Origin of the sequence: Pseudomonas sp. NyZ480 (genome assembly GCF_029537255.1) — a bacterium.
GTDB lineage: Bacteria > Pseudomonadota > Gammaproteobacteria > Pseudomonadales > Pseudomonadaceae > Aquipseudomonas > Aquipseudomonas taiwanensis.
This window is the reverse complement of record NZ_CP120626.1, coordinates 5,155,945-5,173,627: the sequence shown is the minus strand read 5'-3', so window position 1 is coordinate 5,173,627 and position 17,683 is coordinate 5,155,945. Positions and strand designations below refer to the sequence as shown.

18 protein-coding genes are annotated in these 17,683 nt (G+C 62.9%); 10 read left to right on the top strand and 8 right to left on the bottom strand.

Annotation, left to right across the window (positions count from 1 at the left end):
• The first annotated feature begins 18 nt into the window (after positions 1–18).
• Genes ssuD through P3R38_RS23780 form a run of 4 tightly spaced genes read left to right on the top strand, consistent with a single transcriptional unit; the run spans position 19 to position 3,031 of the window.
• Positions 19–1,167 carry an FMNH2-dependent alkanesulfonate monooxygenase gene (gene ssuD, locus P3R38_RS23795; protein ID WP_027907224.1) on the top strand — a complete coding sequence of 383 codons (1,149 nt, stop codon included), beginning with the start codon at positions 19–21 and terminating at the stop codon, positions 1,165–1,167.
• Positions 1,168–1,177: 10 nt separating this feature from the next.
• Positions 1,178–1,975, top strand: a complete 798-nt coding sequence (ssuC, locus tag P3R38_RS23790; RefSeq protein ID WP_027907225.1) for an aliphatic sulfonate ABC transporter permease SsuC — start codon at positions 1,178–1,180, stop codon at positions 1,973–1,975.
• Positions 1,972–2,784, top strand: a complete 813-nt coding sequence (gene ssuB / locus P3R38_RS23785; RefSeq protein WP_023382900.1) for an aliphatic sulfonates ABC transporter ATP-binding protein — start codon at positions 1,972–1,974, stop codon at positions 2,782–2,784. Before ssuC ends, ssuB begins: the two co-directional genes overlap by 4 nt.
• Before the next feature lie 31 nt (positions 2,785–2,815).
• Positions 2,816–3,031 (top strand): molybdopterin-binding protein, encoded by a 216-nt coding sequence (locus P3R38_RS23780; protein ID WP_008095172.1) that lies wholly within the window; start codon positions 2,816–2,818, stop codon positions 3,029–3,031.
• A 38-nt stretch (positions 3,032–3,069) separates the two neighbouring features.
• Here P3R38_RS23780 and P3R38_RS23775 read toward each other — a convergent pair whose 3' ends face one another.
• From P3R38_RS23775 to P3R38_RS23760, 4 genes are all read right to left on the bottom strand, one after another.
• Positions 3,070–3,702: a TetR/AcrR family transcriptional regulator gene (locus tag P3R38_RS23775; RefSeq protein WP_023382899.1), complete on the bottom strand. Its 633-nt coding sequence runs from the start codon at positions 3,700–3,702 to the stop codon at positions 3,070–3,072.
• Positions 3,702–5,279: a glutamate--cysteine ligase gene (gshA, locus tag P3R38_RS23770; protein ID WP_023382898.1), complete on the bottom strand. Its 1,578-nt coding sequence runs from the start codon at positions 5,277–5,279 to the stop codon at positions 3,702–3,704. The genes P3R38_RS23775 and gshA overlap by 1 nt, the downstream gene beginning before the upstream one ends.
• A 196-nt stretch (positions 5,280–5,475) precedes the next feature.
• Positions 5,476–5,859 carry a PaaI family thioesterase gene (locus P3R38_RS23765; RefSeq protein WP_023382897.1) on the bottom strand — a complete coding sequence of 128 codons (384 nt, stop codon included), beginning with the start codon at positions 5,857–5,859 and terminating at the stop codon, positions 5,476–5,478.
• A complete protein-coding gene (locus tag P3R38_RS23760; protein ID WP_277686666.1) occupies positions 5,859–8,186 on the bottom strand; it encodes a Tex family protein in 2,328 nt (775 codons plus the stop codon). The genes P3R38_RS23765 and P3R38_RS23760 overlap by 1 nt, the downstream gene beginning before the upstream one ends.
• 229 nt (positions 8,187–8,415) lie before the next feature.
• Here P3R38_RS23760 and ompR point away from each other — a divergent pair, with 229 nt between their 5' ends.
• Entirely contained in the window at positions 8,416–9,156 is a 741-nt protein-coding gene (ompR, locus tag P3R38_RS23755) for a two-component system response regulator OmpR (protein WP_023382895.1), read from the top strand.
• A gap of 121 nt (positions 9,157–9,277) precedes the next feature.
• Positions 9,278–10,591 carry an ATP-binding protein gene (locus P3R38_RS23750; RefSeq protein ID WP_023382894.1) on the top strand — a complete coding sequence of 438 codons (1,314 nt, stop codon included), beginning with the start codon at positions 9,278–9,280 and terminating at the stop codon, positions 10,589–10,591.
• Between the two features lie 125 nt (positions 10,592–10,716).
• On the opposite strand, the gene rimK is transcribed toward P3R38_RS23750, so the two are convergent.
• Together rimK and P3R38_RS23740 are read right to left on the bottom strand one after the other, a co-directional pair.
• Complete coding sequence (gene rimK / locus P3R38_RS23745) at positions 10,717–11,622, bottom strand: 30S ribosomal protein S6--L-glutamate ligase (protein ID WP_015268602.1); 906 nt, start codon at positions 11,620–11,622, stop codon at positions 10,717–10,719.
• Positions 11,619–12,101, bottom strand: a complete 483-nt coding sequence (locus P3R38_RS23740) for an ATP-dependent zinc protease (protein ID WP_023382893.1) — start codon at positions 12,099–12,101, stop codon at positions 11,619–11,621. Before P3R38_RS23740 ends, rimK begins: the two co-directional genes overlap by 4 nt.
• Before the next feature lie 109 nt (positions 12,102–12,210).
• Between P3R38_RS23740 and P3R38_RS23735 the strand changes: the two genes are divergently transcribed.
• Entirely contained in the window at positions 12,211–12,612 is a 402-nt protein-coding gene (locus tag P3R38_RS23735; protein ID WP_023382892.1) for a S4 domain-containing protein, read from the top strand.
• Between the two features lie 99 nt (positions 12,613–12,711).
• On the opposite strand, the gene P3R38_RS23730 is transcribed toward P3R38_RS23735, so the two are convergent.
• Positions 12,712–13,506, bottom strand: coding sequence for a phosphatase PAP2 family protein (locus P3R38_RS23730; RefSeq protein WP_277686665.1), 795 nt, complete (start codon positions 13,504–13,506; stop codon positions 12,712–12,714).
• A 111-nt stretch (positions 13,507–13,617) separates the two neighbouring features.
• Between P3R38_RS23730 and hslO the strand changes: the two genes are divergently transcribed.
• The 3 genes from hslO (at position 13,618) to P3R38_RS23715 (ending at position 16,911) form a co-directional block, all read left to right on the top strand.
• The gene (gene hslO / locus P3R38_RS23725) at positions 13,618–14,517 is read left to right on the top strand and encodes an Hsp33 family molecular chaperone HslO (RefSeq protein ID WP_277686664.1); all 900 of its coding nucleotides are present in this window, start codon (positions 13,618–13,620) and stop codon (positions 14,515–14,517) included.
• Between the two features lie 179 nt (positions 14,518–14,696).
• Positions 14,697–16,244, top strand: coding sequence for a phosphoenolpyruvate carboxykinase (locus P3R38_RS23720; protein WP_023382889.1), 1,548 nt, complete (start codon positions 14,697–14,699; stop codon positions 16,242–16,244).
• 226 nt (positions 16,245–16,470) lie between these two features.
• On the top strand, positions 16,471–16,911 hold the full coding sequence (locus P3R38_RS23715; RefSeq protein WP_023382888.1) for a thioesterase family protein: 441 nt from the start codon (positions 16,471–16,473) through the stop codon (positions 16,909–16,911).
• Positions 16,912–16,967: 56 nt separating this feature from the next.
• Here P3R38_RS23715 and P3R38_RS23710 read toward each other — a convergent pair whose 3' ends face one another.
• A complete protein-coding gene (locus P3R38_RS23710; protein ID WP_023382887.1) occupies positions 16,968–17,447 on the bottom strand; it encodes a glycine zipper domain-containing protein in 480 nt (159 codons plus the stop codon).
• Between the last annotated feature and the right edge of the window lie 236 nt (positions 17,448–17,683).

Genomic DNA, 17,683 nt, shown 5'->3' with positions numbered 1-17,683 from the left:
CTTGAGGAGACAACTCCAATGAGCCTTAACATTTTCTGGTTCCTTCCGACCCACGGCGACGGCAAGTACCTGGGTACTTCCGAGGGCGCCCGCGCAGTCGATCATGGCTATTTGCAGCAGATCGCCCAGGCCGCCGACCGCCTTGGCTTTGGTGGTGTGCTGATTCCCACCGGGCGCTCCTGCGAAGACTCCTGGTTGGTCGCGGCATCGCTGATCCCCGTGACTCAACGCCTGAAATTCCTCGTCGCCCTGCGCCCAGGCATCATTTCGCCGACCGTCGCTGCCCGCCAGGCGGCGACCCTCGATCGTCTGTCCAATGGCCGTGCGCTGTTCAACCTGGTTACCGGTGGCGACCCGGACGAGCTGGCCGGTGATGGCCTGCATCTTAACCACCAGGAGCGCTACGAAGCGTCCGTCGAGTTCACCCGCATCTGGCGCAAGGTGCTCGAAGGCGAAGTGGTGGATTACGACGGCAAGCACATTCAGGTCAAGGGCGCCAAACTGCTCTACCCGCCGATCCAGCAGCCGCGTCCGCCGCTGTATTTCGGTGGCTCTTCAGAGGCTGCCCAGGATCTGGCCGCCGAACAGGTCGAGTTGTACCTGACCTGGGGCGAGCCGCCGGCCGCCGTGGCCGAGAAAATCGCCCAGGTGCGTGAGAAGGCCGCGGCGCAGGGCCGGGAAGTACGCTTTGGTATTCGTCTGCACGTAATCGTGCGGGAAACCAACGAGCAAGCCTGGGCCGCCGCCGACAAGCTCATCTCGCACCTGGACGACGACACCATCGCTCGCGCCCAGGCCTCGTTGGCGCGGTTCGATTCGGTCGGCCAGCAACGCATGGCGGCCCTGCACAACGGTAACCGCGACAAGCTGGAAGTCAGCCCCAACCTGTGGGCCGGCGTCGGCCTGGTTCGCGGTGGCGCAGGCACTGCACTGGTGGGCGACGGCCCGACGGTGGCGCAGCGGGTCAAGGAATACGCGGCACTGGGCATCGATACCTTCATCTTCTCGGGCTACCCACACCTGGAAGAGTCCTATCGCGTGGCTGAACTGCTGTTCCCCCACCTGGATGTACAGCGTCCACAGCAACCGAGCAGTGGTGGCTACGTGAGCCCGTTTGGCGAGATGGTGGCTAACGACATCCTGCCCAAATCCGTCGCGCAGAGCTGAGGGCCAGGCCATGAGTCGTGCAACGTCATCCAACTTGCAGCAGCGTCTGGCGCCATGGGCGCTGCCGGTATTGCTCCTGGCCGTCTGGCAACTGGCGGTCAGCGCTGGCTGGCTGTCGACCCGCATCCTGCCGGCCCCGAGCGCGGTGATCAGTGCCGGGGTCGAGCTGGTGCGCAGCGGTGAGATCTGGTCTCACCTGGCCATCAGTGGCTGGCGGGCAGGCCTAGGTTTCTTGATCGGTGGCAGCATTGGCCTGGTGCTGGGCTTCATCACCGGGTTGTCGAACTGGGGCGAGCGCCTGCTCGACAGCTCGGTGCAGATGATTCGAAACGTGCCGCACCTGGCGCTGATTCCACTGGTGATCCTGTGGTTCGGCATCGACGAGTCGGCGAAGATTTTCCTGGTGGCGCTGGGCACGCTGTTCCCCATCTACCTGAACACCTACCACGGCATCCGTAATGTCGACCCGGCATTGGTGGAAATGGCGCGCAGCTACGGCCTGTCAGGCTTCTCGCTGTTCCGTCAGGTGATCCTGCCGGGGGCGCTGCCCTCGATCCTGGTGGGCGTGCGCTTCGCCCTGGGCTTCATGTGGCTGACGTTGATCGTTGCCGAGACCATTTCGGCCAACGCCGGCATCGGTTACCTGGCCATGAATGCCCGTGAGTTTCTGCAAACCGACGTCGTGGTGCTGGCCATCGTCCTGTACGCCGTGCTTGGCAAGCTCGCCGACCTGGCGGCCCGTGGTCTGGAGCGTGTCTGGCTGCGTTGGCACCCGGCCTATCAGCCGGCGAAGAAGGAGGGCGCATGACCGTGCTCAATGAACAGCCGCCACGCCTGCTGCGTGGCATCCCCCTGGCTGCCAACGACCTGCGCAAGACCTTTGGCAAACGTGAAGTGTTGCGTGGCATCGACTTGCACATCCCGGCCGGTCAGTTCGTCGCCATCGTTGGCCGCAGCGGCTGCGGCAAGAGCACCTTGCTGCGTCTGCTGGCCGGTCTCGACAAGCCTACTGCCGGCGAGCTTCTGGCCGGTGCTGCGCCTCTGGCCGAGGCGCGCGAGGAAACCCGGTTGATGTTCCAGGACGCACGCCTGCTGCCCTGGAAGAAGGTGATCGACAACGTCGGCTTGGGCCTGTCGGGCGACTGGCGGACGAAGGCGCTGGATGCCCTGGAGGCGGTCGGCCTGGCCGATCGCGCCAACGAGTGGCCGGCGGCGCTGTCCGGTGGCCAGAAACAGCGCGTGGCCCTGGCCCGTGCCCTGATCCATCAGCCGCGCCTGCTGCTGCTGGATGAGCCGCTCGGTGCGCTGGATGCTCTGACCCGGATCGAAATGCAGCAACTGATCGAACGGCTGTGGCGCCAGCACGGTTTTACCGTGCTGCTGGTTACCCACGATGTCAGCGAAGCGGTTGCCGTTGCCGACCGCGTGATTCTGATCGAGGACGGTGAGGTCGGTCTCGACCTGGTCGTCGACTTGCCAAGGCCCAGGGCGCGTGGCTCGCACCGCCTGGCGGCGTTGGAAAGCGAAGTGCTCGACCGTGTTCTTTCCGTGCCGGGCGCTGCGCCCGAGCCGGACCCTGTAGCCCCTTTGCCCACGCAACTGCGTTGGGCGCACTGAACCCCAGAAGCCAAATAGAAGGAATCAAGTCATGACCATCAAAGCGATCAATGTCCGCAACCAGTTCAAAGGCACTGTGAAAGAAATCCTCGAAGGCCCGGTACTGTCGGAAATCGACGTGCAGACCGCCTCCGGCATCGTCACCTCGGTGATCACCACCCGTTCCGTGAAGGAGCTGGAGCTGCAGGTTGGCAGTGAGGTCATTGCCTTCGTGAAGTCGACCGAAGTGTCCATCGCCAAGTTGTGAGGTTGGCCATCCGGGGCCGCGCAGCGGCCCCAACAATCTCAAACCGGACGCTTGCTCAGAAACGGCGGCAGGTAAAGCCCCAGATACGCCTCGAACACCCGTTTGCCTTCCTCGGCCATGCGTGGGGTAATCGCCTCATGCAACTGCACCGACCGCGCATACACCCGGTCGCTGAGCTCCATGGCCAAGGCGAACACATCCACATCCACAGGCATCACCGGCAACTGGAAGTGCTGGTTGAACAGCTTGTGCATCAGCTCGCCCAACTCCATGTCGTGCTGGCGGTCAGCCTGCACCACTTCACTCAAGCCGTGCTGCGCCAGAATCAACTGGCGGGCAGCGGCGTCTTCGTTGTAGATGGCGAGCATGCGCTCTTCGATCAGCCGTGACAGCTCATGCCAGGTGTTGAATGCCGAGCTGTCGATGGGCGCGCTGAGGGCCTCGCGGAAGGCGCGATGCACATCGGCGGTCAAGGCTTCGAGCAAGGCCGGAACACTGGCGAAGAAGTGGTACACCGACGACGGTGGAATCTGCGCCCGATCGGCCACGCTGTAGATCGACAACCCTGCCACCCCTTGATCGGCCAGTAGCTCGCGTGCCGCTGCCAGGATCGCTTCGATCCTGGCCTGGCTGCTGGCGCGTGGCTTGCGCGGGGTGACGGTACGGGTCATCAGTTGCTGATCGCCAGAATGCTGGCCTGGTAGGCGCCGACGAACAGGTCGAAGTCGCCGACCTCTTGCTGTTCCAGGCGCGCCTGCTCGGCCAGCGACTCGCGGGCTAGGGTTTCGAAAGCCTGCTGGCGCTCGACGGGCAGGGGCTGGTCGCGGAAGGTCTCGGCGTGCAGGCGGCTCTGGCGCAGGGCGAACTTGACGAAAGATTCGTCATGTTCGGTCATGCGCGCCAGTACCTGGGCAGAAGGGGTCAGCGAAGCGTCATCGACCTTGGCTTGCTGAGCACGCAGCGCCTTGGCGTGCTCGTCGCCACCGTTGGCTCGGTCGAGCAGTTCGGCCAGTTGCCCGATACGCTCGATCAGCTCGCTGGCCCATGCCTTGAGGCCGATCGGTTGGCCGTCACGGCGCAGTTCGAGGCCAGGACGGCGGCCTTCCTTGACCACGGTAAGGAAGTTGCTGGTGCACTGGCCGCATTCGCCGTTGTCCAGCTGCGGGCTGTTCTCCAGGGCGCAGAACAGCAGGAACGCGTCGAGGAAACGCGCTTCGGTCAGGTCGATGCCTACCGGCAGGAACGGGTTGATGTCCAGGCAGCGCACCTCGACATACTGCACGCCACGCGAGGTCAGGGCCTGGATCGGCCGCTCGCCGGTGTAGGTCACGCGCTTGGGGCGGATGTTCGAGTAGTACTCGTTCTCGATCTGCAGGATGTTGGTGTTCAGCTGCACCCACTCGCCATCTTTGTGGGTTCCCACTTCGACATAGGGCGGGTAGGGCGTGCCGACGGCCTTGCGCAGGCTGTCGGTGTAGCTCGACAGGTTGTTGTAGCAAGGCGTCAGGCCCGCCTGGGCGTTGCTCTGGTAGCCCAGGTCGCTCATGCGCAGGCTGGTGGCGTAGGGCAGGTACAGGGTCTCGGCGTCCAGCTCTTCGAGCTGGTGCGGGCGACCGCGCAGGAAGCCTTTGTCCAGCGCCGGCGAGGCACCGAACAGGTACATCAGCAGCCAGCTGTAGCGGCGGAAGTTGCGGATCAACGCAATGTAGGCCGAGGACTGGTAGTCGCGGTCGCTCTCCTGACCACCCTCGGCCTCGCGCAGCAGCGGCCAGAGGGCTTCAGGCAGGGAGAAGTTGTAGTGGATGCCGGCGATGCACTGCATGGTGCGGCCGTAGCGCAGGGCCAGGCCCTTGCGATAGACATGCTTGAGCTTGCCGATGTTCGAGGTGCCGTACTCGGCGATCGGAATATCCTCCTCGGCCGGCAACGTGCAGGGCATCGACGGGCTCCACAGGTACTCGTCGCCCAGCTTGCTGTAGACGAAGCGGTGGGTCTGTTCAAGGCTTTCGAGCACCTTGGCCGGGTCGGCCAGTGCCGGGGTGATGAACTCCAGCAGCGACTCGGAATAGTCGGTGGTGATCTGCTCGTTGGTCAGCGCCGAACCCAATGCTTCCGGGTGTGGGGTCTGGGCCAGGCGACCTTCGTCGGTCACGCGCAGGCATTCGCGCTCAATACCGTGCAGGCACTGCTTGAGCAGGGGAAGATTGGCGCCGAGCAGGCTCAGGCGGCGGTTGAGGAGGTCGCTCAAGATGGATTCCTTCACGCGTCAGTCGCCCCAATATGGGGGTAGCGTTGACGGTCTACAAGGGTAGTTGGAAAAGGAACTGGCGTTGTCGCCTGGTTTGCCTGGGTTCTCGGCAGTGCCAGCGCCGACTTGGGACCGCCTCGCGCGGCGAAGCGGCCCTCATCTGCTGCCGAAAATACCGCAGATACTGCTTTGGGAGCTAGAGAACAGCGAAGGTTCCTTGCGCTTTGGCCACCAGCTTGTCGCCTTGGACTACGTCAGCGTCGACAACCAGCGTGCGGCGCCCGGCGTGCAATACGCGGGCGGTGCACAGCACGTCGCCGTCGCTGACGGCGCGCAGGTAGTTGATCTTGCATTCGATGGTCACGCTTTGCTGGTCGAAGCCATGGCTGGCCGAGCAGGCCAGGCCCATGGCGATGTCCACCAGGCTGAAGATCGCCCCACCGTGCAACTTCTGGCCACGGTTGCGCAGGTGCGTTTCGACCGCCAGGGCCACCTCGGCAACACCTGTGTCCAGGCGTTGCAGGCGGCAGCCCAGCAGTTGGCTGAAGGCGCTTTCGACGTATTCGCGAGGAACGTCCATTACTTCTTCTTCAGCTGCTTGGCGTTGGCGAACAATGCCGCCATGGCGTTGTTGGCCGGCGCGGCGGTCGCGGTTTCACGCTGGCGGAGCGCCTGCTGCGAACGGTTGCCGCCGTTGCCGCGGTTGCCGCCCCCACGGTTGCCCTCGACCTTCTCGCCCGGGGTATCGCTCATGCGCATGGACAGGCCGACGCGCTTGCGCGGGATGTCCACTTCCATGACCTTGACCTTGACCACATCGCCGGCCTTGACCGCTTCACGTGGGTCCTTGATGAACTTCTCCGAAAGCGCCGAGATGTGCACCAGGCCATCCTGGTGCACGCCGATGTCGACGAAGGCACCAAAGTTGGTGACGTTGGTGACCACGCCTTCGAGGATCATGCCGGGCTCCAGGTCCTTGAGGTCTTCGACGCCGTCCTGGAAGGTGGCGGTCTTGAACTCGGGGCGCGGGTCGCGGCCGGGCTTGTCCAGTTCCTGCAGAATGTCGGTGACGGTCGGCAGGCCGAAGGTTTCATCGGTGAACTTCTTCGGGTCGAGGCGCTTGAGGAAGGCGCTGTCGCCGATCAGCGAGCGAATGTCGCGGCCGGTGTCGGCGGCGATGCGTTGCACCAGCGGATAGGCCTCCGGGTGAACCGCGGAGGCATCCAGCGGGTTGTCGCCGTTCATCACCCGTAGGAAGCCGGCGGCCTGCTCGAAGGTTTTTTCGCCCAGGCGGCTGACTTTCTTCAGCGCGGCACGCGTGGCGAACGGGCCATTGGCGTCGCGGTGGGCGACGATGTTCTGCGCCAGCGTGGTGTTCAGGCCGGAGATGCGGGTCAACAGCGCAACGGAAGCCGTGTTGACGTCCACGCCCACGGCGTTCACGCAGTCCTCGACCACGGCGTCCAGGCCGCGAGCCAGCTTCACCTGCGACACGTCGTGCTGGTACTGGCCGACACCGATGGATTTCGGGTCGATCTTGACCAGTTCGGCCAGCGGGTCCTGCAGGCGGCGGGCGATCGACACGGCGCCACGGATCGACACGTCCAGGTCCGGGAATTCGCGGGCAGCCAGTTCCGATGCCGAATACACCGAAGCGCCGGCCTCGGAGACCATGATCTTGGTGATCTTCAGGGCGGGGTACTTTTTCACCAGCTCGGCCACCAGCTTGTCGCTCTCGCGGCTGGCGGTGCCGTTGCCGATGGCGATCAGTTCCACCGAATGCTTGGCGCACAGGGCGGCCATGATGGAAATGGTGCGGTCCCAGTCATTCTTCGGTGCGTGCGGGTACACGGTGGTGTGGTCCAGCAGCTTGCCGGTGGCGTCGACCACGGCGATCTTGCAGCCGGTGCGCAGGCCCGGGTCAAAGCCCAGGGTAGCGCGTGGGCCAGCTGGGGCGGCCAGCAGCAGGTCATGCAGGTTGTGGGCGAAGACGTTGATCGCCTCGCCTTCGGCGTTGTCGCGCAGCTCGCCGAACAGGTCGGTTTCCAGGTGGGTGTACAGCTTTACCTTCCAGGTCCAGCGCACCACCTCGCCCAGCCACTTGTCGGCCGGGCGGTTGCGGTTCTCGATGCCGACGTGGTTGCCGATCATCAGTTCGCACGGGTGCAGGGTGCCGGGCAGCTCTTCGCCGACTTTCAGCGAGGCGCTGAGCACACCTTCGTTACGGCCACGGAAGATGGCCAGGGCGCGGTGCGACGGAGCGTTGCGCAGCAACTCGTCGTGGGCGAAGTAATCGCGGAACTTGGCGCCTTCCTCTTCCTTGCCGGCCACCACGCGTGCACTGAGCACCGCTTCCTGCTTGAGGAAGTTGCGCAGCTTGTCGAGCAGGGCGGCGTCTTCGGCGAAGCGCTCCATCAGAATGTACTTGGCGCCTTCCAAAGCGGCCTTGACGTCGGCGACGCCCTTGTCGGCGTTGACGAAGCGCGCGGCCTCGGTTTCCGGCGTCAGCTGCGGGTCGTTGAACAGGCCGTCGGCCAGCTCGCCCAGGCCGGCTTCCAGGGCGATCTGGCCCTTGGTGCGGCGCTTTTGCTTGTAGGGAAGGTAGAGGTCTTCGAGGCGGGTCTTGGTGTCGGCGAGCTTGATCTCGCGGGCCAGTTCCGGGGTCAGCTTGCCCTGTTCCTCGATGCTGGCCAGGATGCTGGCGCGGCGCTCGTCGAGCTCGCGCAGGTAACGCAGGCGCTCTTCCAGGTGGCGCAATTGCGTGTCGTCCAGGCTGCCGGTCACTTCCTTGCGGTAACGGGCGATGAAGGGCACGGTCGAGCCTTCGTCCAACAGGCCCACGGCCGCTTCGACCTGCTGGGGGCGTACGCCCAGTTCCTCGGCGATACGGCTGTTGATGCTGTCCATGTAAACCACCTGACAAATGTGAATGCTGGGGGCCGCGGTGGGGCTCAAGGCCCGGCGACACAGGGTGAAAGCCGCGCATTATACCCATCGGGGACGGCTTGCGGTGATGGCGCCCAGCCACTGCTGCGCGGCCAGGAAGTGGCACCATGGGAAAAATCTGCTAACAATGCTCACGGCACGCGCAGCAATGGCTACGCCATAATGCACGGCGATATCAGAGGAGTTATTCATGACCGGCACTGCAAACAACGCTGAAGGCGAAAAAATTCTCATCGTCGATGACGATCCAGGGCTGAGCAGCCTGCTGGAACGTTTCTTCACCAGCAAGGGCTACCGCGCCCGTGCAGTGCCCAACACCGAACAGATGGATCGGCTGCTGTCGCGTGAAGTGTTCAACCTGGTGGTGCTGGACCTGATGATGCCTGGCGAAGACGGCCTTTCCGCGTGCAAACGGCTGCGCCAGTCCAACAACCAGATCCCCATCATCATGCTCACCGCCAAGGGCGACGAGCTCAGCCGTATCAAGGGGCTGGAGCTGGGGGCTGACGACTACCTGGGCAAGCCGTTCAACCCGGACGAGCTGATGGCGCGGGTCAAGGCCGTGTTGCGTCGCCAGGCGCCAAGCGTGCCGGGTGCGCCGGGCAGCGAGGACGAGTCGGTCACCTTCGGCGACTACGAGCTGTCGCTGGCCACCCGCGAACTCAAGCGTGGCGATGAAGTGCACATGCTCACCACCGGCGAGTTCGCAGTGCTCAAGGCCCTGGTCATGCATGCCCGCGAGCCGCTGACTCGTGACAAACTGATGAACCTGGCCCGTGGTCGCGAGTGGGACGCGTTGGAGCGCTCCATCGACGTGCAGATCTCGCGCCTGCGCCGCATGATCGAGCCGGACCCGTCCAAGCCGCGCTACATCCAGACGGTCTGGGGTGTGGGCTATGTCTTCGTGCCGGACGGAAACGCCGGCAAATGATGGTCGGCCTGCTGGCTTGCCAGGACGCGACAGGGCGACCCGAACGGGTCGCCCTGTTTTCGTCTGCGCCGGTCGGCGTTGTTGGCGAGCCAGTCTCGCGTCTGTGCAGTAGTTGTCCTCGATGAAAACGCCTCTCTGGTTTCCGCAAAGTTTCTTCGCCCGCACCCTGTGGCTGGTGCTGATCGTCGTCCTGTTCTCCAAGGCGCTGACCCTGGTCTACCTGCTGATGAACGAGGACGTGCTGGTCGACCGCCAGTACAGCCACGGCGTGGCACTCACCCTGCGGGCCTATTGGGCTGCGGATGAAGAAAACCGTGACAAGATCGCCGAAGCGGCAGGGCTTATCCGGGTCACGGGTTCCGGGGTGCCCGAGGGTGAGCAGCACTGGCCTTACAGCGAAATCTATCAGCGGCAAATGCAGGCCGAGTTGGGCGAGGACACCGAAGTTCGCCTGCGCGTGCATGCGCCGCCGGCCTTGTGGGTCAATGCGCCTAGCCTGGGGCCTGGCTGGCTCAAGGTGCCGCTGTACCCGCACCCGCTGCGCGGGCAGAAAATCTGGAACGTCCTGGGCTGGTTCCTGGCCATCGGCCTGTTGTCCACCGCGTCGGCGTGGATCTTCGTACGGCAGCTGAACCAGCCACTCAAGCGCCTGGTGTTTGCGGCTCGCCAACTGGGCCAGGGCCGCAGCGTGCGCCTGCCGATCAGCGATACGCCCAGCGAGATGACCGAGGTCTACCGCGCATTCAACCAGATGGCCGAGGATGTGGAGCAGGCCGGTCGCGAGCGCGAGCTGATGCTGGCAGGGGTATCGCACGACCTGCGCACACCGCTCACGCGCCTGCGCCTGTCGTTGTCGCTGATGGCCAACGACAGCGAGCTGACCGACGACATGGTCCGCGACATCGAGGACATGGACGCTATTCTCGACCAGTTCCTGGCCTTCATTCGGGATGGCCGTGACGAGCCGGTGGAGGAAGTGGACCTGGCGGACCTGGTGCGCGAGGTGGTTGCGCCCTACAACCAGCCCGAGGAGCGAGTGCGCCTGTGCCTGGAGCCGATTCCACCGTTCCCGCTGCGCCGGGTTTCGCTCAAGCGCATGCTCGGCAACCTGATTGGCAATGCGTTGCACCATGCCGGCAAAGGCGTCGAGGTGGCGGCTTACGTGTCGGGTGATGAAAGCGCGCCGTACGTGGTGCTCAGCGTGCTGGACCGTGGGGCGGGGATCGACGAATCGGAGCTTGAGACCATCTTCAACCCGTTCATCCGCGGTGACCGTGCCCGGGGCGGCAAGGGCACCGGGTTGGGCTTGGCGATCGTCAAGCGGATCGCGGCGCAGCACGGCGGAAATGTGGAACTGCGCAACCGGTCTGGCGGCGGGATCGAGGCGCGGGTGCGTCTGCCGTTGGGGCTGTTGCTGCCGCGTAATGCCGTCTGATCCTTCAGGGCTGTGCCGGTCTCTGCGCGGGTAGACCCGCGCCTATAGGGACTGCGCAGTGCCTGAGCGCTGCGCTGTAGCTGTGGGAGCGACTCTAGCCGCAAAATAGGCCGGCGCCATCACCCTCATCCCTTACCTTTGGTTCGGGTCTGATTCGGCCCGCCATTTTTCTCCAGATGCTCGATGATCATCCCGGCCACGTTCTTGCCGGTGGTCACCTCGATGCCTTCAAGCCCTGGCGATGAGTTCACCTCCATCACCAGCGGCCCGTGGTTGGAGCGCAGGATGTCCACCCCGGCTACGCTCAGCCCCATGACCTTGGCGGCGCGAATGGCGGTCATGCGCTCTTCAGGGGTGATCTTGATCAAGCTGGCGACGCCACCTCGGTGCAGGTTGGAGCGGAACTCGCCCGGCTTGGCCTGGCGCTTCATCGAGGCGATCACCTTGTCACCAACCACGAAGCAACGGATATCCGCGCCACCGGCCTCCTTGATGTATTCCTGAACCATAATGTTCTGCTTCAGGCCCATGAACGCCTCGATCACCGACTCGGCCGCCTTGGTGGTCTCGCACAACACCACGCCAATGCCCTGGGTACCTTCGAGCACCTTGATCACCAACGGGGCACCATTGACCATCTGGATCAGGTCGGGAATGTCATCCGGCGAGTGGGCGAATCCGGTGATCGGCAAACCGATGCCACGGCGTGACAGCAACTGCAATGAACGCAGCTTGTCCCGCGAGCGGGCGATAGCGACCGACTCGTTGAGTGGGTAGACACCCATCATCTCGAACTGGCGCAACACTGCGCAGCCGTAGAATGTCACGGAGGCACCGATGCGCGGAATGACCGCGTCGAAGCCTTCCAGTGGCTTGCCGCGGTAGTGGATCTGCGGCTTGTGGCTGGCGATGTTCATATAGGCCCGCAAGGTATCGATCACTACCATTTCATGGCCCCGCTGGGTACCGGCCTCGACCAGGCGGCGGGTGGAATACAGACGCGGATTGCGCGACAGCACAGCGATCTTCATGCAGCACCTGTGACAGTGGAGAGAGTGGCCGGGAAGGCCGGTTTGTCTTGAACGTATTTAAGGCCCGGGTTGACCACCAGTTGGCCATGGATGAGTGCCTTGGACCCCAGCAGCAGTCGGTAACGCATGTTCTTGCGGCAGGCCAGGGTGAATTCGACCTCCCACACACCATCGCCCAGGGCCAGCGATGTGCGGATCACGTAGCGGGTCTGGGCCTGGCCGTTGGAGCTCTTGATGGTTTTCATGGTCACCAGCGGCGCCTCGCAGCGACGGTGACGCAGTTGCACCACCGAACCCAGGTGAGCGGTGAAGCGCACCCACGGCTGGCCATCGCGCTCGAAGGGTTCGATGTCGGTGGCATGCAGGCTGGACGTGCTGGCGCCGGTGTCGATCTTGGCGCGCAAGCCTGCGACGCCGAGGTCGGGCAGGGCGACCCACTCGCGCAGGCCGATCACTGTCAGATGGTCAAATGTCTTCACTAAGCACACCCTGCGAATGAGGTGGTGAACTGTAAGCACGGCGCGGACTTTTTGCATCCGTTAGTGAAGGTAGTACAGTTCGATGAAAGACAGAATTTGAGGTATCGGGATGGCTCAGAAGCCGGAAGACGACGACAAAGTACGCCTCGACAAATGGCTGTGGGCAGCGCGCTTCTACAAGACCCGCGCCCTGGCCAAGGCGGCTATCGAGAGTGGCAAGGTGCATTGCCGGGGCGAGCGCTGCAAGCCTGGCAAGGAGCCACGGGTGGGGGACGAATTCGTGCTGCGGACCGGCTTCGATGAACGCACGGTGGTAGTCAAGGCGCTTTCGGTGGTGCGCCGTGGCGCGCCAGAGGCGCAGACCTTGTACGAGGAGACCGAGGATAGCGTGCGGCGCCGGGAGCAGGCCGCCGAGATGCGCAAGGCAGGGGCGATGGGCGTAACCACCGATGGCCGGCCGAACAAGAAGCAGCGGCGTCAGATTCACCAACTGCACGGCAGTTTCGAGTAGTTGGGATGCCTTGCGCTCTATCGCTTTCAAGCCAGCCCCCACGATGATTGTTGCAGGAGCCGGCTTGTCGGCGATGGCAGTGGGGCAACGCTCAGGCAGCTAACGAAGGATCGCTAATCGCCCGACAAACGGTACCCGCCCCAGCAACCCGAACAACGGTTCTGTCCAACGCACCAGTGCTTCGCTTGCCTTGGCCGCCAGCGGCGTGTGGCAGCTCCAGCCCAACGCCAGCACCGCCATCAGCAGTCCGCCGATGTAATCGTCCTGGCCCCAATGCGCGCCCGCGACGAGGCGCGGCATCATGAACAGAAACGCCAGACCCCAGATCACCAGGTACTGAATCAGGCGGCGGCTGAACAAACTCATGAACAGCGCCCAGATCAACAGCACCGAGGCATGGTCGCCAGGGAAACTGTTGCTGGAGCGGTCTTTGAGCTCCCACTTGGCTTCGAGGTTGGGGTAGTAATCCTTCAGGTGCACGGCGTCGTCGAACATCATCGACGGACTGTCGTGTTGCCAGCCCATTGCATCCACCCACTTGGAAAACAGCGCGCGAATCACCACTAAGAGCAACAGGGTGACCAGGAAGCCGAAAAACGCCTGGCGCACCTGACAGGCTTTGAACACCCAGTCGCCACGGATGAGCAGGGCTAGCAGGATCAGGCCAACGACGATGTCGAAGGGCCGTAGGCTGCCGACGGTCCAGGTGTAACGCCAGAGGGTGTGATCGGCCAGCGGTGAGTTCAGGCTATGGAATAGCCATTCGTCGACTGTCAGACACAAGATCTGGCCAATGGGCCATAACCAGAAACACAGTAGGGCGATAGGCAGCAAAGTGCAGGCTGCCAAGGGGCCCCAGGACCACCTTGCTTGGAACAGTGGTCGATTGTCCATAAAATACCTCTATTGCCAACAGGAAACGGAGCGGCCTTTTGAGCGCTCTGCCACGGGGGTTCGTAACTCCCTGTAATTATTTTGTCATCATTTTTAGATAGCCAGACAACCATGAGCGACTTGCCAGATACAGATTTCACCCAACGTTTCATCTTCGACGAGCGCGATGTGCGCGGTGAGTGGGTGTCGCTCGACCAGAGCTATGCCGATGTGCTGGCTCGCCATCCGTACCCGCAACCGGTCGCCAAGCTGCTTGGTGAACTGATGGCGGCGACCTCGCTGCTGGTCGGTGCGCTCAAGTTCGACGGGCTGCTGATCCTGCAGGCGCGTTCGGCAGGGCCGATCCCACTGCTGATGATGGAGTGCTCGAGCGAGCGCGAGATCCGCGGCATGGCGCGCTATGAGGCTGACCAGATTCCTGACGACGCGACCCTGTCGCAGTTGATGCCGGACGGCCACCTGACCTTGACCATCGACCCGATCAAAGGCCAGCGCTACCAGGGCACCGTCGACCTCGATGGCGCCACGCTGTCGGAATGCTTCACCAATTACTTCGTTCAGTCGCAGCAGCTCAACACCCGCTTCTGGCTCGATGCCAGTAATGGCGAAGCGCGCGGATTGCTGCTGCAGCAGTTGCCGCGCGATCGTCAGCCGGACGATGAAGAGCGTGAAGACAGCTGGCAGCACGTCATTGCGATGGCCAGCACGCTCAAGTCCGAAGAGTGGAAGCTGGGCAACGAAACCCTGCTGCACCGCCTCTACCACGAAGACGCCGTTCGCTTGTTCGATATCCAGCCGCTGCATTTCAAATGCAGTTGCTCGCGCGAACGTTCCGGCAATGCGCTTGTCAGTCTTGGCGAGCACGACGCTACGCAGCTGGTGGAAGAATGTGGCGGACAGGTCGAGATCGACTGCCAGTTCTGCAACGAGCGCTATTTCTTCGATGCCAGCGATGTTGCGCAACTGTTTGCCGGCGGTGGCACGAACTCGGCGTCAGAAACTCGCCACTGAAACGTTTAATTTCAGGGAAATCTCCTGTCGAATTGCGCAAAAGAGCAGTTCTGACAGGAGGGGCCTACTTTTTTTGGGCGTTTCTGGCATAATCCGGCCACTTTTTTCGCTGTAGTAGTTTTTTACAGACAACTACAAAACGTTTGGAGCACTCGGCCTCGGGCCGGATGGGGTATCTCATGACGCAAGCCAACAACACCGTGTACACCGACCTGAGCGTCGATGAGCTGGTAAAAGAAGCGCTGTCCCGCGGTGAAGGCGTGCTGGCCGATACTGGCGCACTGGTAGTCGAGACCGGTCACCGTACTGGTCGTTCGCCGGCTGACCGTTTCATCGTCGAAGAACCTTCCACTCAGGACGCCATCGCCTGGGGCCCGATCAACCGCAAGTTCCCGGCCGACAAGTTCGATGCCCTGTGGGATCGCGTCGAAGCGTTCAACAACGCTCAGGATCACTTCGTTTCCTACGTTCACGTAGGGGCTGCCGCCGAGCACTACCTGCCGGTCAAGATGACCACCCAGACCGCCTGGCAGAACCTGTTCGGCCGTTGCCTGTTCATCAACCCGGAGAAGGGCCAGTACAACCCGGCCGGTCGCGACCAGTGGCAGATCCTCAACGTCGCCAACTTCGTCTGCGAGCCTGAGCGTGACGGCACCAACTCCGATGGTTGCGTGATCATCAACTTCGCCCAGAAGAAAGTGCTGATCGCTGGCATGCGCTACGCCGGTGAAATGAAGAAAGCCATGTTCTCGGTGCAGAACTTCCTGCTGCCGGCCGCCGACGTGCTGCCGATGCACTGCGCCGCCAACATCGGCGAAGAAGGCGATGTAACCCTGTTCTTCGGCCTGTCCGGCACTGGCAAGACCACCCTGTCGGCCGACGAAAGCCGTTACCTGATCGGTGACGACGAGCACGGTTGGGGTGAAGGCGTCGTCTTCAACATGGAAGGCGGCTGCTACGCCAAGTGCATCGACTTGTCCGAGAAGAACGAGCCGGTCATCTGGAAAGCCATCAAGCACGGTGCAGTGCTGGAAAACGTCGTTCTCGACGCCAACAAGCACGCCGACTACGCCGATGTCAGCCTGACCCAGAACAGCCGCGCTGCCTACCCGCTGGAGCACGTTGCCAAGCGTTCCGAAGCCAACCTGGGCGGCGAGCCTAACGCGGTCATCTTCCTGACCTGCGACCTGACTGGTGTTCTGCCTCCGGTTTCGATCCTGAACAACGAACAGGCTGCCTACCACTTCCTGTCCGGCTACACCGCGCTGGTCGGTTCCACCGAAATGGGCTCGGGTGGCGGCATCAAGTCGACCTTCTCCACCTGCTTCGGCGCACCGTTCTTCCCGCGTCCGGCTGGCGAGTACGCCGAGCTGCTGATCAAGCGCATCAATGCCTTTGGCTCCAAGGTCTACCTGGTCAACACCGGCTGGACCGGCGGTGGCTACGGCGTCGGCAAGCGCTTCAGCATCCCGACCACCCGTGGCGTGATCTCCGCTATCCAGAGCGGCGCACTGATCGGTGCCGAGACCGAGCACCTGGACATCATCAACCTGGACGTGCCCAAGGCTGTTCCAGGCGTCGAGACCGAGCTGCTCAACCCACGTAACACCTGGGCTGACAAAGCCGCCTACGATGAAGCCGCCAAGGGTCTGGCCAAGCTGTTCACCGAGAACTTCAAGAAGTTCGACGTATCCGACGCCATCAAGGCCGCTGGTCCGCAGCTGTAAGCTGTCGCTGGTTGCAACGAAGAAGCCGCCCCAAGGGGCGGCTTTTTCGTGTCTAGCGTTGCTACCGGCGGTCAAGCCGATTCCCCATCGCTGGCAAACCAGCGCTTGCAGGTTCTGCGCTGCCCCTGTGCCGCCATGGGCCCTTTAGCAGCCGGTAAAATTTATCCGCCTTCAGGAAAATTCTGTTTCACTTGTCGATATCCGTGCAAATCACCGGGCCAGGTCAATGACAGAATCCCCAAACCGAACCGCCTTTTCCCACTTTCACCCGATACTCACTCGCCCTCAGGACAATGACCACAACGGTCATGTCGCCGGTGCCACCGTGCATGGCTTCTTCGAGACCGCCATTCAGGCATTTCTCGTCGAGCAAGCCGATATGGACTTGCGCGATGGTGAGTTGGCAGCCTTCGTGGTCAGTTCGTCGGCGGACTTCTATGCGCTGCCGGGTTTCCCGGATGTGCTGGAGGTGGGCTTGGGCATAACCCGCCTGGCGGGCAGCACGGTGGAGTACCGTCTGGCGCTGTTTCGCCCTGGGGATCAGGATGCCTGTGCGGCCGGTAGGGTGGTGCAGGTGTTCATCGAGCGGGAAAGCGGTCGCCCGGTGCCGCTGCCGAGCGCGTTGAGCAGCATTCTCTCGGGCCTGCAGTTGGACCCTCAGACATAAAAAAGCCCCGCGGGTGAGGGCGGGGCTTTTTGTTGCCAGGCCAGAGGCCTCAGGCATTAGTCGCGCCAGTGGCGCTTGTGCTTGCGGTGACCGTAGTGGTGGCCACGGTCCCAGTGACGACGGTCGTCGTAGTCACGACGATAACGGCGGTGCTCGTGACGCTCGTCTTCATCGGCCTTGTTACCCATGTAGTTACCCAGCGCACCACCGGCACCACCGCCGGCTGCTGCGCCAATGTAGCTACCGGTGGTACCGCCTACGGAGCGACCTACCACGTTACCGCCTGCCGCACCCAGCGCACCGCCGATGGCGGCCTCACCACGCTGGTGCTTGTCGGCACCTACCGCACTGCCTGCGGCACCGCCCAGGCCAGCGCCAATGGCGCCGCCGGTGCTACCACCGATGGACTGGCCCACAACCGAGCCCAGTACCCCACCCAATGCGCCGCCAATGCCGGCCTCGGTGGTGCCGCCTGCCATGGCAACGCCGCTGAGCAAGCTGAAAGACAACAACAGAATCGAGGAGTACTTCTTCATCGAGAAAGCCTCATAGGGATGACGAGGCGAATTTGAGGCTCTGCGAGGCTGCTGGCAACGAAAATCCGACGAGTAACACGAGTTGTACACAATTCTCTAAGTTACTGTTTTTTCGCTGAAACTTTCTCGATTTTCGCTTGTCTTAGGCTGTTATGACAAAAGCCCTGAGCCATTACGGACAGGGCTTTTTTCGTTTTCGCAGGTGCGTTTTCAGGCCTGATCGTCGCCCAGCCGGT

What these genes read in the sequence shown, in the direction of transcription:
- ssuD (WP_027907224.1), top strand. Translation starts at nt 19, where the DNA reads ATGAGCCTTAACATTTTCTGGTTCCTTCCGACCCACGGCGACGGCAAG.
- ssuC (WP_027907225.1), top strand. Translation starts at nt 1,178, where the DNA reads ATGAGTCGTGCAACGTCATCCAACTTGCAGCAGCGTCTGGCGCCATGG.
- ssuB (WP_023382900.1), top strand. Translation starts at nt 1,972, where the DNA reads ATGACCGTGCTCAATGAACAGCCGCCACGCCTGCTGCGTGGCATCCCC.
- P3R38_RS23780 (WP_008095172.1), top strand. Translation starts at nt 2,816, where the DNA reads ATGACCATCAAAGCGATCAATGTCCGCAACCAGTTCAAAGGCACTGTG.
- P3R38_RS23775 (WP_023382899.1), bottom strand. Translation starts at nt 3,702, where the DNA reads ATGACCCGTACCGTCACCCCGCGCAAGCCACGCGCCAGCAGCCAGGCC.
- P3R38_RS23765 (WP_023382897.1), bottom strand. Translation starts at nt 5,859, where the DNA reads ATGGACGTTCCTCGCGAATACGTCGAAAGCGCCTTCAGCCAACTGCTG.
- P3R38_RS23760 (WP_277686666.1), bottom strand. Translation starts at nt 8,186, where the DNA reads ATGGACAGCATCAACAGCCGTATCGCCGAGGAACTGGGCGTACGCCCC.
- ompR (WP_023382895.1), top strand. Translation starts at nt 8,416, where the DNA reads ATGACCGGCACTGCAAACAACGCTGAAGGCGAAAAAATTCTCATCGTC.
- P3R38_RS23750 (WP_023382894.1), top strand. Translation starts at nt 9,278, where the DNA reads ATGAAAACGCCTCTCTGGTTTCCGCAAAGTTTCTTCGCCCGCACCCTG.
- rimK (WP_015268602.1), bottom strand. Translation starts at nt 11,622, where the DNA reads ATGAAGATCGCTGTGCTGTCGCGCAATCCGCGTCTGTATTCCACCCGC.
- P3R38_RS23735 (WP_023382892.1), top strand. Translation starts at nt 12,211, where the DNA reads ATGGCTCAGAAGCCGGAAGACGACGACAAAGTACGCCTCGACAAATGG.
- P3R38_RS23730 (WP_277686665.1), bottom strand. Translation starts at nt 13,506, where the DNA reads ATGGACAATCGACCACTGTTCCAAGCAAGGTGGTCCTGGGGCCCCTTG.
- hslO (WP_277686664.1), top strand. Translation starts at nt 13,618, where the DNA reads ATGAGCGACTTGCCAGATACAGATTTCACCCAACGTTTCATCTTCGAC.
- P3R38_RS23720 (WP_023382889.1), top strand. Translation starts at nt 14,697, where the DNA reads ATGACGCAAGCCAACAACACCGTGTACACCGACCTGAGCGTCGATGAG.
- P3R38_RS23715 (WP_023382888.1), top strand. Translation starts at nt 16,471, where the DNA reads ATGACAGAATCCCCAAACCGAACCGCCTTTTCCCACTTTCACCCGATA.
- P3R38_RS23710 (WP_023382887.1), bottom strand. Translation starts at nt 17,447, where the DNA reads ATGAAGAAGTACTCCTCGATTCTGTTGTTGTCTTTCAGCTTGCTCAGC.